This is a genomic window from Hydrogenophaga sp. (assembly GCF_025699295.1).
In the GTDB taxonomy this organism is placed as follows: Bacteria; Pseudomonadota; Gammaproteobacteria; order Burkholderiales; family Burkholderiaceae_C; genus Hydrogenophaga.
The window spans coordinates 184,331-199,140 of record NZ_JAILWB010000002.1; the positions used below are offsets into that span (position 1 = coordinate 184,331).

The 14,810-nt window shown below is 58.8% G+C and carries 11 protein-coding genes and 1 pseudogene; 11 read left to right on the forward strand and 1 reads right to left on the reverse strand.

The window, feature by feature from the left end; translation table 11 throughout:
- The first annotated feature begins 173 nt into the window (after nucleotides 1–173).
- From K5880_RS02455 to K5880_RS02505, 11 genes and pseudogenes are all read left to right on the forward strand, one after another.
- Nucleotides 174–1,151: an NAD(P)-dependent alcohol dehydrogenase gene (locus tag K5880_RS02455; RefSeq protein ID WP_297648499.1), complete on the forward strand. Its 978-nt coding sequence runs from the start codon at nucleotides 174–176 to the stop codon at nucleotides 1,149–1,151.
- A 249-nt stretch (nucleotides 1,152–1,400) separates the two neighbouring features.
- Entirely contained in the window at nucleotides 1,401–2,201 is an 801-nt protein-coding gene (locus K5880_RS02460) for an enoyl-CoA hydratase-related protein (protein WP_297648270.1), read from the forward strand.
- A 30-nt stretch (nucleotides 2,202–2,231) separates the two neighbouring features.
- The gene (locus K5880_RS02465; protein WP_297648273.1) at nucleotides 2,232–3,410 is read left to right on the forward strand and encodes an isovaleryl-CoA dehydrogenase; all 1,179 of its coding nucleotides are present in this window, start codon (nucleotides 2,232–2,234) and stop codon (nucleotides 3,408–3,410) included.
- Nucleotides 3,407–4,189, forward strand: a complete 783-nt coding sequence (locus K5880_RS02470; RefSeq protein ID WP_297648276.1) for an SDR family NAD(P)-dependent oxidoreductase — start codon at nucleotides 3,407–3,409, stop codon at nucleotides 4,187–4,189. The genes K5880_RS02465 and K5880_RS02470 overlap by 4 nt, the downstream gene beginning before the upstream one ends.
- A 36-nt stretch (nucleotides 4,190–4,225) precedes the next feature.
- Nucleotides 4,226–5,020, forward strand: coding sequence for an enoyl-CoA hydratase-related protein (locus K5880_RS02475; RefSeq protein WP_297648279.1), 795 nt, complete (start codon nucleotides 4,226–4,228; stop codon nucleotides 5,018–5,020).
- Between the two features lie 46 nt (nucleotides 5,021–5,066).
- Nucleotides 5,067–6,641: an AMP-binding protein gene (locus tag K5880_RS02480; RefSeq protein WP_297648281.1), complete on the forward strand. Its 1,575-nt coding sequence runs from the start codon at nucleotides 5,067–5,069 to the stop codon at nucleotides 6,639–6,641.
- A 105-nt stretch (nucleotides 6,642–6,746) separates the two neighbouring features.
- Nucleotides 6,747–7,712, forward strand: a pseudogene (locus K5880_RS02485) (IS30 family transposase); the annotation flags it as partial.
- Between the two features lie 193 nt (nucleotides 7,713–7,905).
- On the forward strand, nucleotides 7,906–9,450 hold the full coding sequence (gene istA, locus K5880_RS02490; protein ID WP_297648284.1) for an IS21 family transposase: 1,545 nt from the start codon (nucleotides 7,906–7,908) through the stop codon (nucleotides 9,448–9,450).
- Nucleotides 9,451–9,499: 49 nt separating this feature from the next.
- Nucleotides 9,500–10,237: an IS21-like element helper ATPase IstB gene (istB, locus tag K5880_RS02495; protein ID WP_297648286.1), complete on the forward strand. Its 738-nt coding sequence runs from the start codon at nucleotides 9,500–9,502 to the stop codon at nucleotides 10,235–10,237.
- A gap of 659 nt (nucleotides 10,238–10,896) precedes the next feature.
- Entirely contained in the window at nucleotides 10,897–11,601 is a 705-nt protein-coding gene (locus K5880_RS02500; RefSeq protein ID WP_297648287.1) for a TetR/AcrR family transcriptional regulator, read from the forward strand.
- A gap of 131 nt (nucleotides 11,602–11,732) precedes the next feature.
- Nucleotides 11,733–12,455, forward strand: coding sequence for an SDR family oxidoreductase (locus K5880_RS02505; protein WP_297648289.1), 723 nt, complete (start codon nucleotides 11,733–11,735; stop codon nucleotides 12,453–12,455).
- 369 nt (nucleotides 12,456–12,824) lie between these two features.
- Here K5880_RS02505 and K5880_RS02510 read toward each other — a convergent pair whose 3' ends face one another.
- Entirely contained in the window at nucleotides 12,825–14,774 is a 1,950-nt protein-coding gene (locus tag K5880_RS02510) for an enoyl-CoA hydratase-related protein (RefSeq protein WP_297648291.1), read from the reverse strand.
- Nucleotides 14,775–14,810: the final 36 nt, after the last annotated feature.

The following is a 14,810-nucleotide window of genomic DNA, read 5'->3' on the forward strand; positions in this document are numbered from 1 at the left end:
CGTGCGAGTTTTTCAGGGTGGAATATGCATTCAAAACGAATAAAACATGTAAGATTGAATCATCATTCATTTTAATATGACAAAACCTAGACCCTTTGGGTGCATAGGGATGTGTTTCGAGAGGGCGTATGAAAGCTTGGCGCTTTGTGGGAAAAGGTTCTCCTCCGCGTTTTATGGAGCTACCAGTTCCTGAGCCAGGTCCCGGGCAGGTTCGCATTCGCATTGGAGGCGCTGGTGTCTGTCACTCGGACTTGCATCTGCTGGAGTCAGGGCGCGAAGGTGGTGCGTCCATGTTCACCTTGGGTCATGAGAACGCAGGGTGGGTGGATGCGCTCGGTGCTGGCGTCACCGATTTCAAGGAAGGTGATGCCGTGGCTGTGTACGGCAAATGGGGGTGCGGCCAATGCGCTGCTTGCCTACGCTCGTGTGAAAACTATTGCACGAGCGTCTTGCCAAATCGCCCCGCGCTCTTTGGTGGCGCAGGGGTGGACGGTGGCATGGCCGAGTACATGGTTGTTCCATCGTCTCGGCATTTGGTTCTGCTGAAGCATCTGAAGCCTAGCATGGCGGCGCCCTTGACCGATGCTGCGTTGACGCCCTATCACGCCATAAAACGGGCTCGGCATGTGCTGAGCCCTGGGGTGTCGGTCGCGGTCATCGGTGTAGGCGGTTTGGGGCATATGGCCGTCCAGATTCTGAAGGCGATCACAGCCTGCAAGATCATTGCGCTGGATGTGGACGATGAAAAACTGAATCTAGCTTTGAAGGCTGGTGCTCACACGGTTTTGAACTGTCGAGGTATGGCATCGGTGGAACTGATTGAGGGGGCTTCGTGCGGGCTCGTGCTCGACTGTGTTGGAAGTCATGAGTCGATGAAAACCGCTTTGGCACTTACCGGCGTTGATGGCCATTTGATGGTTTTGGGTCTTGCTGGAGGAGTGCTTCCCTTTTCAAAGTCTGCTGTTCCATGGGGAGCGACGTTGAGCTTTCCTTACTGGGGGTCGAGGGCTGAGCTGCAGGAGGTCATTTGTCTTGCAGAGTCCGGCCTCATCCAGCCTCACGTGACGTTTCATCCCTTGAGTGCTGGGGGCGCGGTGATCTCAGATTTGCAAGAGGGGCGCGTGCTCGGCCGCGCGGTGCTGGTTCCCTAGGTTGAGTTGCTGTGTATGGGTCAGTTGCCTGCCCGGATGACTGCCTCGTCAGACGGCGAAGTGCGATGACCTTGGTGCATGTCCTCGCGCTTGAGCTCGGCGCAGGCGGGTGTTCTTCTGTGGGAATACGACATGCGTCCGTTGGTGAATTTATATGAAAATTGACTCACTGTTCATATAATGCTAGCATTGATTCATTGCTCTCCCATTGGAGTCCGCTCTCTCGAGCGCTGCGCTTAGCCGCGGCACATGGCACAGATTCAACGCATCATGATCAATACATTTTTTCGTCCTGACGGCCTTGCCGTGATCGAGTTGGATGATCCGCGTGGCGTGAATGCGATCGATGCGGAGGTTGCGCTTGAGCTGGCTGATGCCGTGCAGTCCGTCGAACGCGCCGAGGGCGTTCGCGTGGTTTTGTTGCGCAGCACAGGGAAATGCTTTGGCGTTGGCGGCAACGTGTCTTGGTTCGATGTCGAAAAACCGGGCCTTGAGCAGCGCATAGGGGACACGCTGAGCGCTATTGGGCGGGCCATTGAGGGGCTGCGTTCGATGCCGGCCGTTGTGGTGGCTGCTGTGCATGGGGCCGTTGCCGGCGGCTCGCTTGGCCTGATGTTCGCGGCGGACCTGGTGATCGCGCATTCTGAAACGCGCTTCAGTTTGGCGTACGCAAAGATTGGTGCAACCCCCGATGCTGGTACGTCTTACTTCCTCACTCGCGGGCTTGGGGAGCGCCGCGCGCTTGAGTTGCTGCTCTTGAGCGACGGTTTTGATGCAGAGAGGGCGCGAGAGCTCGGTCTGGTCAACTTCGTTGCAGAGGGTGAGGCATTTGAGAGTGCCAGCGATGCGTTGGTCCAGCGCCTGCTGGCTGGTCCTCAAGAGGCGTTTCGGTCTGCAAAGCGCCTGGTGCGTTCGGCGAGCGAGTCGGAGCTTTCCGACCACATGCAGAAAGAGGCGCGGGCCTTCGTAGAGATCAGCCAGTCGGCCGACTTCATTGAAGGTGTGCGTGCCTTTCTCGCTAAGCGCCCGCCGAAATTTTCGAACCAGTGACCTTCATTGGAAAAACACCCAAGGATAGAAATGTTAGATCTGTCGCCAATTGATTTTGGTTTGGATGAGTCCATCCGCATGCTGCGTGACTCTGTCAGGAGTTTTGTGCAGTCCGAGCTTGCTCCTAGAGCAAGTGCTATCGAGTCTGCCAATGACTTTCCGAAGGACATGTGGCGCAAGTTCGGGGACATGGGTCTGCTGGGGATCACCGTGGCCGAGGCGGACGGCGGATCGGGTTTGGGCTATCTGGCGCACATCGTGGCGATGGAGGAGATATCCCGTGTATCGGCTGCGGTCGGTATGTCCTACGGTGCGCACTCCAACTTGTGCGTGAACCAGATTGCTCGCAATGGGTCGGTGGCGCAGAAGCAAAAATACCTGCCTGGCTTGGTGTCGGGTACGCATGTAGGCGCTTTGGCAATGTCGGAGAGTGGGGCGGGCTCAGATGTCGTTTCCATGAAGCTGCGAGCAGCACCCTCGGGTGACGGTTTTGTGCTCAATGGGACAAAGATGTGGATCACCAACGGTCCCGATGCAGATACCTTGGTCGTTTACGCCAAGACCGATCCCAGCGCAGGTTCGAAAGGGATCACCGCATTTATTGTGGAGCGCGAGTTCAAGGGGTTCAGCACATCCCAGAAGCTGGACAAGTTGGGTATGCGTGGTTCGAACACCTGTGAACTGATTTTTGAGAACTGCTTCATCCCTGCGGAGAATGTGCTCGGTCAGGTTGGCGGTGGGGTGAAGGTTCTCATGTCGGGCTTGGACTACGAGCGGGCTGTGATGGCTGCAGGGCCAGTTGGAATCATGGCGGCATGCATGGATCTGGCTGTGCCCTATACCCATGACCGTGCCCAGTTTGGACAACCCATCGGCCAGTTCCAGCTGATCCAGGGCAAGCTGGCTGACATGTACACAGCGCTGATGACCTCGCGCGCTTATCTGTACGGGGTTGCACGTGCGCTGGATGCGAAGCATATCGATGGACACGCTGCCAGGAAGGACTGTGCCGCCACGATCTTGTACGCGGCAGAAAAGGCGACGTGGATGGCTGGAGAAACCATTCAGATTCTGGGTGGTACGGGTTACATGAACGAGTGTCCGGCGGGGCGTTACTGGCGTGACGCGAAGATCTTCGAGATCGGCGCAGGAACCTCCGAGATCCGTCGCATGCTGATTGGCCGTCAACTCTTTTCGGAGAACGCATGATGAACGCAGGCACTCAACTTCAAGCTGGCGGCAAGCGTGTTGCGTTGGTGACGGGGGGCGGTTCTGGTATCGGACGGGCTGCCGCTCTGGCGTGGGCACGCGAAGGTGTCCGGCTGCTGTTGGTCGATCTTGATGATTCGGCCGGCACGCGGACGACTGAGGAGGTGCGCTCTATTGGTGGTGAGGCTGACTACATGCATGTCGACGTCCGCAACGAAGCCGATTGCTCCCACGCGGTTGCAAAAGCGCTTGAGCTTTATGGCCGCCTGGACATCGGATTCAACAACGCCGGTATTACCGGCGCGTCAGGAGTGGTTGGCAAGTACCCGTTGAGTGAATGGCGCCGTGTTCTCGATGTGAACCTGACCGGTGTTTTCAACTGCATGCAGGCTCAGCTCAAGGTGTTTGAGAAGCAAGGCAGTGGCGTGATCGTCAACACATCGTCTGTCATGGGTTTGCGAGGAACGCCAGGTGGGAGTGCGTACTCGGCGGCCAAGCATGGGGTGGTGGGGCTGACACGCAGTGCAGCCATGGAGTATGGAGGCAGAGGTATTCGCATCAATGCCATCTGCCCTGGATTTGTGGAGACCCCAATGGTGGTTGGTGACCTGGCAGGGATTCCGGACCACATCTTGAGAGACAAGCTGAGCCGCACCGCTGTGCGCCGGCTGGGCACACCGGAAGAGATTGCGGCCGTCGTGCTGTGGCTTGCCTCCGATGCTGCATCGTTTATGCATGGGGCTGCTATCAATGCAGACGGTGGCTTTCTCGCATCCTGATTTGACCTGCAGAACAATGAACATGGAGTGTTGACTATGTGGAAATCGAAGTACAAGCTGTTGGCGTTCAAGCAAGAAGATGGCGTTCTCACGGTGGCGTTCAACCGCCCTGAAAAATTGAATGCCATCAATGCCGAAGTGCACACAGAACTGTCTTGGCTGTGGAGAGACATCGCATCCGATAAAAGCGTTCGTGCAGTGTTGCTCACGGGAGAGGGGCGGACCTTCAGCGCCGGTGGCGACATCGATTGGTTCAAGAACATGACGCCAAACGCACTGGATACGCTGTTTGTCGAAGCTCGAAGCATCGTGTTCGATATGCTGGACGTTCCTCAGCCCATTGTTGCTGCTGTCAACGGTGCTGCGACTGGTCTCGGTGCAACACTCGCTCTGTTGAGTGATGTCATTTATGCATCGGAAACGGCGATCATTGCCGATACGCATGTGTTGGCGGGCATTGGCGCAGGAGACGGAGGGGCCGTGATCTGGCCCTGGTTGTGTGGCATGGCAAGAGCCAAGCAATACCTCATGACGGGTGACAAGATCCCTGCTCGCGAGGCCGAGAGAATCGGGCTGGTCAATCAGGTGGTGGCCCCCGATGAGCTGCTGGAGACCGCTTACAAAATGGCAAAGCGCCTGGCGGATGGCCCGCAGCTCGCCATTCGTGCAACCAAGTTGCCGCTCAACAAGATACTGCGCGATACGGCCAATCTGGCTTTCGACTACTCACTGGCGCTTGAAAAAGAGTGCTTTCACTCCCCTGACCATCGCGAATGCGTGAGCGCTTTTATCGAGAAAAGGGCGCCCGTGTTCTCCAGAGAAGGTGACTGAAATTGACAGATCGGTTGATGCTTGTCCAAAAAAGTTGGAGCAAACAATGAGCGGTTCTAACGACATGGCTGTGGGGCGGCATGTCAACTTGGGTGACATTGCCAGGCGGGGGGCGCGGCGCCACAGACACAAAACGGCGCTGATCATGGGCGAGCGCAGGTTGACCTATGGGGCACTGAACGATGCCGCGAACAAGCTGGCACAGGGGCTGCTGAGCAGAGGCCTTGGGCGAGGTGCGCGGGTTGCCGTGCTGGCTCGCAACTCGATCGAGTTCATGGTGCTGTACTTTGCTTGCGGTAAGGCCGGTTCGGTCATGTGCCCCGCCAACCCTGACCAGCCCGACAAAGACCTCGTCTACATACTGAACCATGCAGAGGTTGAAGCGCTTTTTGTGGATGAGGACCGTGCCGGAAGACTCGCCGAAGTCGCTCGGCAAGTACCGAGCATCCGAAGTGTGCATGTGTTGGAGCGTCGCGCGGGCACTGAGCTGACCTCTCTGGAGGATTTGGCCATCGGAATGGAGGCGCGCGATCCTGAGCTTCCCGTGGGCGATAGGGACATCGCCATGGTGATGTACACCAGCGGCACGACGTCGGCCCCTAAAGGTGCCATGCTGTCCCACACCAATGTGGTGACGGGTGCTGTGAACAATGCATTCGCCGGCGAAGTTCATGACAACACGGTCGCCACAGCCATGTTGCCCCTGTTCCATTGCGGTCAACTTTCCATCAGCAGCGGGACACTCCTGCACGGTGGGACGGTTGTGATCATGGATGGTTTCCAGCCCCAAGCGCTGCTTGAGTCCATTGAGCGAGAGCGCATCACCTGGATATTTGCGCTGCCTGCCATGTATCGCCGGCTCTTAACGGAGACGAACCTGGAGAAGGCAGATACATCGAGCCTGGAGTTCTGCCTCTACGCCATGACCCCTATGGATCAAAGCACGCTGCGACATGCGATAGACCGCTTGGGCGTTCGGTTCGCCCTGACCAGCGGTCAGACTGAAGCATATCCACCAACGGTCGTTTTCACACCAGAGTTCCAACTGACAAAGTCCGGGCAATATTGGGGGCGGTCAACGCCTTTGACAGAGGTCGCGATCATGGACGACGATCTTTGCATCGTTCCAGACGGCGAAGTGGGTGAGATCGTCTATCGTGGTCCCATGATCCTGGAAGGTTATTTGAAGGATCCTGAAGCCACTCAGAGGGCATTCGCTGGCGGATGGTTTCACTCCGGAGACTTGGGGCTGTTTGACGAGGATGGTCTTTTGGTGTTTGTCGACAGGAAGAAGGACATGATCAAGTCGGGCGGGGAGAACGTCTCATCTGTCAAAGTTGAGAGTTGCCTTCTTGCGCATGCTGATGTGTCTGCTGCGGCCGTTCTGGGTGTGCCGCACCCATATTGGGGGGAGGCGGTGGTGGCTGCGGTCGTTGCGGCGCCTGATGCCGAGTTTGATGAGAAAGCACTTATTACCTACTGCAAGGCACAGCTTGCTCCTTACGAAGTGCCGAAAAAAATTGTTCAATTTACTCAGATGCCGCAAACCTCGACAGGAAAACTGCAGAAGTTTGCGCTTCGAAAGGAACTGGTTGATCTTTTTGCTGAGACCGGAAAGTGAAGGCTGTGCTCGCCACGAGATTTCATGAGCGAACGATGGTTCGATCCGATTTTGTACAGGCGGAATCAATAATCAAGTGCAACACCAAACCGGTAAGGTACCGCGATGGGAAAGCACTACGAACAACTCAGCGCTGAAGAACGTGCAGCGATCATGATGATGAAGGCGAGCAACTGCTCGGCGCGGCACATGGCCCGCACGCTGCACCGCTCGCCGTCGACTATCACCCGCGAACTGGCGCGCTTTGCGGCGTGGCCAGATCGGACCACCGCGATGGCCGACACGCCTGGTCAATACGATGCCCGCGCTGCCGGTCTCAGAGCGCGGCGCCAACGATTCAAATGCCGCAAGCGCTCCAAGCTGGCCACCGATACCGTGCTCTTTGGCGTGGTCCAGCACTTCCTGGCCCAGGCTTGGTCGCCCTCGCAGATCGCGGGCACACTCAAGCGCATGTGGCCCGATGAACCCCAGCGCACCGTCTCCCACGAGAGCATCTACACCTGCATCTACGCCATGCCCAAGGGCGAGTTGCGCAAAGACCTGATCGCCTGTCTGCGCCGCGCCAAGGCCAAGCGCATGCCGCGCAGCCGGGGCGAGGATCGCAGGGGCCAGATGCCCGATCTGCTGAGCATCCATGTGCGCCCACCTGAGGCCAGCGACCGAGCGTTCCCCGGTCACTGGGAGGGCGATCTCATCAAGGGTGCGGGCAACCGCTCGGCAGTGGGCGTGCTGCTCGAACGTAGCTCGCGGCTGGTTATGTTGATCAAGCTGGCCGATGCGACGGCAGCCTCTGCCCTGGAGGGCTTCACGGCCAAGCTGCGCAGCATCGCCGAACCCATACGCAAGACGCTGACCTACGACCAGGGCAAGGAGATGGCACGCCACGCCGAGCTGACGGCTAACACCGGCGTGATGGTGTACTTCTGTGACCCGCACAGCCCTTGGCAGCGCGGTTCCTGCGAGAACACCAACGGCCTGATCCGCCAGTTCCTGCCCAAGGGAACGAACCTGTCGGTCCACAGCCAGGAGCAGCTCGATGCGATTGCCGACCTGCTCAACAACCGCCCCCGTGCCGTCCATGTGCGTATTCCACGCGATGGCGGACACGATTCCATGCTGATGGCGGACAGTGTTCCAGCGTGATGGCGGACACCGTTCCACGCTGAAGGCGGACAGCATTCCAAACTGATGGCGGACAGCTGCGGAGTGTTCTGAGTGACCCGAACGCGGCATACGCTGCCCGGTTTTTTGACCGGAAACAGCGATGCCCACACCCAGGGTCACCATGAGCAAGATACGACACACACTGCAACTGCTGCACGGCGGGACATTGAGCACCCGCCAAATCGGCGCCGCCCTCGGCATCTCCAAATCCACTGTCAGCGAAATCGCCAGCTACGCACGCGTGGCTGGCGTGGACTGGGCACTGGCCCAGACCTTGAGCGATGAAGAGCTGCAGTCCCGGCTCTACAAACCGCCAGTGCCCCGCGCATCCCGCCACCTGGAGCCCGACTGCGCCCACATCCACCGCGAACTGCGCCGCCCCGGCGTCACTCTGCAATTGCTGTGGGAGGAGTACCAGCAGCAACATGCAGGCCAAGCCTACAAGTACAGCGCCTTCTGCGAGAAGTACCAAGCCTGGGCCCGGCGTTTGAAGCGTTCGATGCGCCAGACCCACGAGGCCGGCGACAAACTCTTTGTGGACTACGCCGGCCAGACGGTGCCCATCGTGGACGCCAGCACCGGCGAGATAACGCAGGCCCAGGTCTTCGTGGCGGTGCTCGGGGCATCGAACTACACCTATGCCTGCGCCACCGCCAGCCAGAAAGCCACCGACTGGGTGACCAGCATCATCGCCACACTGGAGTTCATCGGCGGCGTGCCCCGCCTGCTGGTGCCCGACCAGCCGCGCGCCCTCATGACCCGCCCCGACCGTTACGAGCCCACCGCGCACCGCCTGCTCGAAGAACTCTCAGCGCACTACAGCCTGGCCGTGATGCCCGCACGCCCGGCCAAACCGCGCGACAAACCCAAGGTGGAGGTCGCCGTGCAGGTGGTCGAGCGCTGGATTCTGGCCCGGCTGCGTCACCAGACCTTCTTCAGCCTGGCCGCCCTGAACCGGGCGATTGCCACCTTGCTGGTGGACTTGAACCAGCGCGCGTTCAAGAAGCTGCCCGGCAACCGCGCCAGCGCCTTTGCCGAACTCGACCGTCCGGTCCTGCGCCCGCTGCCGGCCACGCGCATGGCCATCGCCCGGTTCAAACCCGCCCGCGTCAACATCGATTACCACGTCGAGCTCGATGGCCACTACTACTCGGTGCCCCACGCCCTGGTGGGCCAGACGGTGGAGCTGCGCATCACGGCCACCGCCGTCGAAGTCCTGCACGGCAACAAGCGGGTGGCCGCCCACGCGCTCAATGGGCGCAAAGGTGCGCACACCACCACGCCTGAGCACATGCCGGCTTCGCACCGGGCACACCTGCAGTGGACGCCGGCCAAGCTCATCGCCTGGGGCGAACGGGTGGGTGCTGCTACCGCGGCTGTGGTGCGCTGGCAGATGGAGCACCGCGCCCACCCTGAGCAGGGCTACCGCTCCTGTCTGGGCCTCATGCGCCTGGGGCGTCAGTACGGAGCCGACCGGCTGGAGGCGGCCTGCGCGCGAGCCCAGTCGATTCGCTCACCGTCCTACAAGAGCATCGCCTCCATCCTGAGTTGTGGCTTGGACCAGCGCCCGCTGGAGGCCTCCATTTCCACGCAGGCCAGCCTGCCGCTGCACGAGAACGTGCGCGGGCCGGGCTATTACCACTGACTACCACTGAGAAGACCAAACACTGAAGCGAAACAGAGAAAGAACAACCATGCTCAACGAACACACCTTGAACCAACTGCGCGCCCTGCGATTGGACGGCATGGTGGCCGCCCTGAACGATGCCGCCACCCACATCGCCGCCAGCGAGCTGCCCTTTGAACAGCGCCTGGCCCTGTTGGTGCAGCGTGAGGTGGACTGGCGCGACAGCAAGCGCCTGGAGCGCTTGTTGAAAGCCGCCCGCCTGAAGGTCTCCAGCGCGTGCCTAGAGGACATCGACTGGCGGGGCAGTCGGGGCCTGAGCCGCGAAGTCATCGCCAGCTTGGCCGGCGGGGACTGGCTGCGCCATGGTCACAACGTGCTGCTCACCGGTGCCACCGGTTGCGGCAAGACGTGGCTGGCGTGTGCGCTGGGGCAGCAGGCGGCACGACTGGGTTTCTCGGTGCTTTACGCCCGTGCGCCTCGCCTGCTTGAAGAGCTGCATGTGGCTCATGGCGACGGCAGCTTTGGCAAGCGGTTGGCGCAACTGGCCCGGCTGGACCTTCTCATCCTGGACGACTTTGGCATTGCCCCAATTGCCGCGCACGAGCGAAACGATTTGCTGGAGTTGCTGGACGACCGGGTGGGCACGCGCTCGACGCTCATCACCAGCCAGTTGCCGGTGACGGCCTGGCACGCCTGGCTGGACGAGCCTACGCTGGCCGACGCCATCCTGGACCGCATCGTGCACGGCTCGCACAAGATAGCCCTCAAGGGCGAGTCGATGAGAAAGCTCGCCAAGACCGCTTGAGCCGGCCGCGCCGACCGCCGTTCCACGCTGATGGCGGACACTTCGGCTACGATTTGTAGCGTCACTCAGGACACCCGCGCAACGTGTCCGCCATCGCATGGAACGCTGTCCGCGATGGGAATGGAATCACTGTCCGCCATCAGTGGAATGCGCACCCATGGGTTCTATCCGCCCATTGCCGTCTACCAGGCCATGTTGGACAAGCTCAATGAACCCAACTCCTCAATTCAATAAATCGGTGTTGCACTTGGTGCTTGACTCCGCCACATCAAATGTCCATGACGTTTCGCTGTGGGCGTCGACCTGTTGAGAATGACAGCTTGGAGAGGCCTCTCTCCCGGTGGAGTTTGTGCCAACTGGATGATGCTGGATTGTGATCGTGTTGATGCTTCAATGACTGAAGCGCAGGGCAGTCAATCATGGATGAAGTCATGTCTGTCTTTGCACTTCAGTCCTTGTCTATGACTTCTGGGATGCCAGGAATTGATCGCTCGCCGGTGCCTTTGGCCGCCGATTGGGCGGGTGACGTGGGCAATGCTGCAGTTTTTTTCAAGGGACGGCTGGCATTTAGAGGGTCCGCTGTGTGGGCGCCAAAATGCTTGTGACATCTAGGTTGGAGATTGTCCTTTAAAATTCTCTCCCAGAATGTTCAGCATTTTATGAAAGATCCGGTTATGCCCGTTACGCGTCCATCAGTTCAAAGTGTGAAGCCGAGTGATGTCGTCATGCCAGCTTTCGATGGCAAGCCGCAGGCCAAAAAGCGCGGCCGCCGAGAGGTGAAGGCCTTGGAGACACGAAAGGCGTTGTTCGCTGCGGCAGCTGTGGTCGTTGGGAAATACGGATACGAAGAGGCATCGATTACAAAAATCACGGATCAGGCAGGTGTTGCAAATGGAACCTTTTACAACTACTTCGAGACCAGGCAAGATTTGTTTGACCAACTTCTGCCTTCCATTGGTGGCCAGTTGTTGGAATATATTGCAGGACGGCTGGATCAAAATTTGACGGGCGTGGACCGTGAGCGTGCTCGAATTGTCACGTATTTTGAGTTTTTCCAGAAAAACTCAGGATTCCTGAGAATTTTGAATGAAGCGGAAGTATATGCGCCAGCTGCATTCAGGCAGCATATTCAGAATTTTGCGGTGAGATATGTCAAGGCACTTGACAAGCAGCGCAGAAATGGTGAATTAAATGGTTTCGATGAGGATGAGCTGACTGCAGTTGCATATATGTTGATGGGAGTTAGAACCTATCTCACCATGTTGTGGAGATCCAATCCTGGTGCCGCGAAAAAAGGTGTTGATCAATCTTATATATCGACCTATATGAAACTTGTGGAGCAAGGTCTTTTTGTTCGAAAATAATTGATCCTCATGCGATAGCTGATGATTCCGGTGGATATGCTGCGGCTGTATTGAGTTTAAATCATCATTTGAGATGATCTTCTGGGGCTGCTATATCGAAAATTATTTGATCTTTGATAAAGGTTGATTTGATGAGCAATTTGTTTAGGCTTGACGGGCAGTCGGTGTTGGTAACCGGGGCACTTGGTGGCATTGGTCTGGCAACGGCGCGTGCATTGTTGGAGCAGGGCGCTTCAGTCGTTCTGTGCGACCAGGCGCCAGTAAGTGATGTGTTGCTGGCGGAATTGGGTCCCAATGCCCGATCGGCGGTCTGCGATGTCACAGACCGACGTGCAGTGGAGCAGCTTTTCAGGGATTTCCCCAATACCGACGGCTTGGTGCTTTCCGCTGGCATCCTGCCTTTCGATGACTGGATGGATGAGCAATGGGATGCCTCATTTGACCGCGTCATGGCTGTGAATGTGCGAGGCTCGATCAATTTGGCGCGTGTGTTTTTTCCAGCCATGTGCGAGCGTCGCAGCGGAAAGATTGTTTTCGTGGGCTCAGTAGCGGGTCGAATGGGCGGTATGCAGGCTGGCCCACACTATGCGGCGTCAAAAGGAGCGGTGCATGCGCTCGTTCGATGGTTTGCGCAGCGGGCGGCCCCCAACGGTGTGAACGTCAATGGCATTGCACCAGGGAGCATTGCGACAGAGATGTTGGCCGGGAAGCCGTTTGATACTTCGAGGGTGCCGATGGGACGCATGGGGATGGCAGATGAGGTGGCATGGCCCATCGCGTTCTTGTGTTCGTCGGCATCGAACTATATGAACGGCGCCGTTATGGATGTGAACGGCGGTTTGATTTTTTCTTGACGTTCTCTGTGTTCCTGCCTCGCCCCACGAGAGCAATTGGCGGCAGTCCTCACGGCGGTAGTGGTTGTGTATTGACCCACCGAAATATGCCGAGGTCAGGCCACGAAAGCACAGTAAGCACGCGGTCTCCAAACGCTTGAGGACAGGGCGACACAAGCGACAAAACCATGGTGTCCACCAAACGAAATAGGTGGACACCATGAACGGAGCCAAAAACAAGTCCCGTCGGCGCTACAGCGCCGAGTTCAAACAGCAAATCCCGCTCGAGTGTGCGCGGCCGACGCCTCGGTGGCCAGCGTGGCTCTCGGGTCTGTCTGGATTTTCTGTGTGCGAGGCACTGCAGGCTGTATGCGGGCCGATTCGATCCGGTTAAGGCGAAGTTGCCATTGCTGGATAAAAACGATCACCAGCAACTTCCATCGCGCGCATCCGCGCAGTGGGCGCGCAGGCCGGGTGGTGCTCTTTCAGGGCGTCGCATTTTTTGACAACGGCCGCAAGCCCGAGCCAGTCGGCATATGTCAAAGGGCCGCCGATCCATGCGGGGCAGCCCACACCTTGTAGCGCGGCGATGTCGACTTCAGCCGCCGTGGAAACCACCGCCTCTTCCAGCAAACGTACCGCTTCCACCAGGAATGCGAGCATGACGCGTTCAACGACCTCATCGTCTGACAGGTTCTGCGTGCCTTCCTGCACAAGAGACTCTGAAAGCGCGCAGGCTTGCTTGTTCACCTGGTCCATGCCCATGATGTCCATAAGCCGGACGGGTCCAAAACGCCAACCAAAATCTGCCAGGATTCGATCGACTCGCGCAGGGAGCACTCCTTGTTCCATGACGCACAACGCCGCGCGCACATAGGCAGCACGCATGCGGTTCACGACATAGCCCTGGTGGTCCTGAACAACGATGGGGGTCTTGCCCAAGCGCAGCGCGAACCCCGTTGCCGCAGCTACAGCTGCGTCGCTCGTTTGCACGCCACGCACGACTTCGACAATTTGCGTGTCTTCAACTGGTTGCGGGAAATGCAGCCCGGCGAGGGCGCCGGGTTCGTGCAAGTTGGCCGCGCACGCTTTCAGCCGCAGGTCACCAGAGCAACCCGCGATGAGCACTGTTCTCGGAGTCGGCACCGTCTTGGCGGAGACCTGCCAGGAGCTCGCCGGTTCAAGTTGGAGCTCAGTGGGTGCTATGACCGTGTCAAGCGTCCACTGTCCGGCTGCGGATACCGGCGCCTGGATGCGGTCACGAAGGGTCTGCCGCTGATCGGCACCGGCATGTGACACGCCGTCAATCAAGTCATCGATCAGGGCAATGGAAGCTGTTGGAACCTGAACACAGAGACCGGCCTGAGCCACCATGACCGCCAGCCAGTTATCGAAATCACGATCGCCAAGGATGCCGACAGAGGCCACTTCCGTGCCCCCTTTCGCAGCGCGGTTCGCCAACCGTTTCACTTGCTGCCCGTTGAGAAACTTCTGTACCAACGCGGCAGCAGCCTGGGTTTTGGCAACCTGTGCGAATGCCATGGACTCGATGTCCAAAGCGGCACCACGCTCGAGCGCAGCGCCCTGTTCCATCGCATCCAGGGCGATGGCGGCCGCTGGTTGATGGGGCGGGCAGTGAGGCAATATCCTGCTGCGTGACTCCGCAAACACGGCGGCGCGCTCCGCCAAATGCGCTTTGACAGGCCCGAGTTTTCCCTCTCGCAATGATCGCCAGTCGATCCGGCCTCCCATGCACAAGCGCAATTGTTCCAGCGCGTGTTCCCGCAGCCGAGGCGCTGCGACCACGGAGTCGACCGCACGCGCAGCGAGCGCCGCTTGCGCATCAGCAGGCTTGCCACTCGTCACCCAATCGATGGCTCTGGCGATTCCTGCCGTGCGGCACATGCGTACCGTGCCACCAAAACCTGGGATGACACCCAGGCTGACTTCTGGCAGGCCGACATGCGCGACGTCCGACATGACACGGATGCAGCAGGCCAGGGCAAATTCGAACCCTCCACCGAGGGCGTAGCCGTTGATGGCTGCAACGGTTGGAATTTGCAGATCTTCCAGCGTGACGAAAACCTCGCTGGAGCGGCGAACGCCTGAAGCGAGTTCGGCCACGGGCTGATCAAACATCGCAACAAACTCGGTGATGTCTGCACCCACCACGAACACGTCCTTGGCACTTGTCGCAAGCAAACCGAGAACGCGCGGTTCCGAGGCAATCACCTGAAGCGCTTCGCGCAACTCGGTCATCGTCAATGCATCGAACTTGTTGATAGGGCTGTCAGCGCGTTCAAAGCAGAGCTCGGCCACGCCGTCGGCGAACAGTTTCACCCAAAGAGTTTTTCCTGAATACATTGAAAGTTCCAA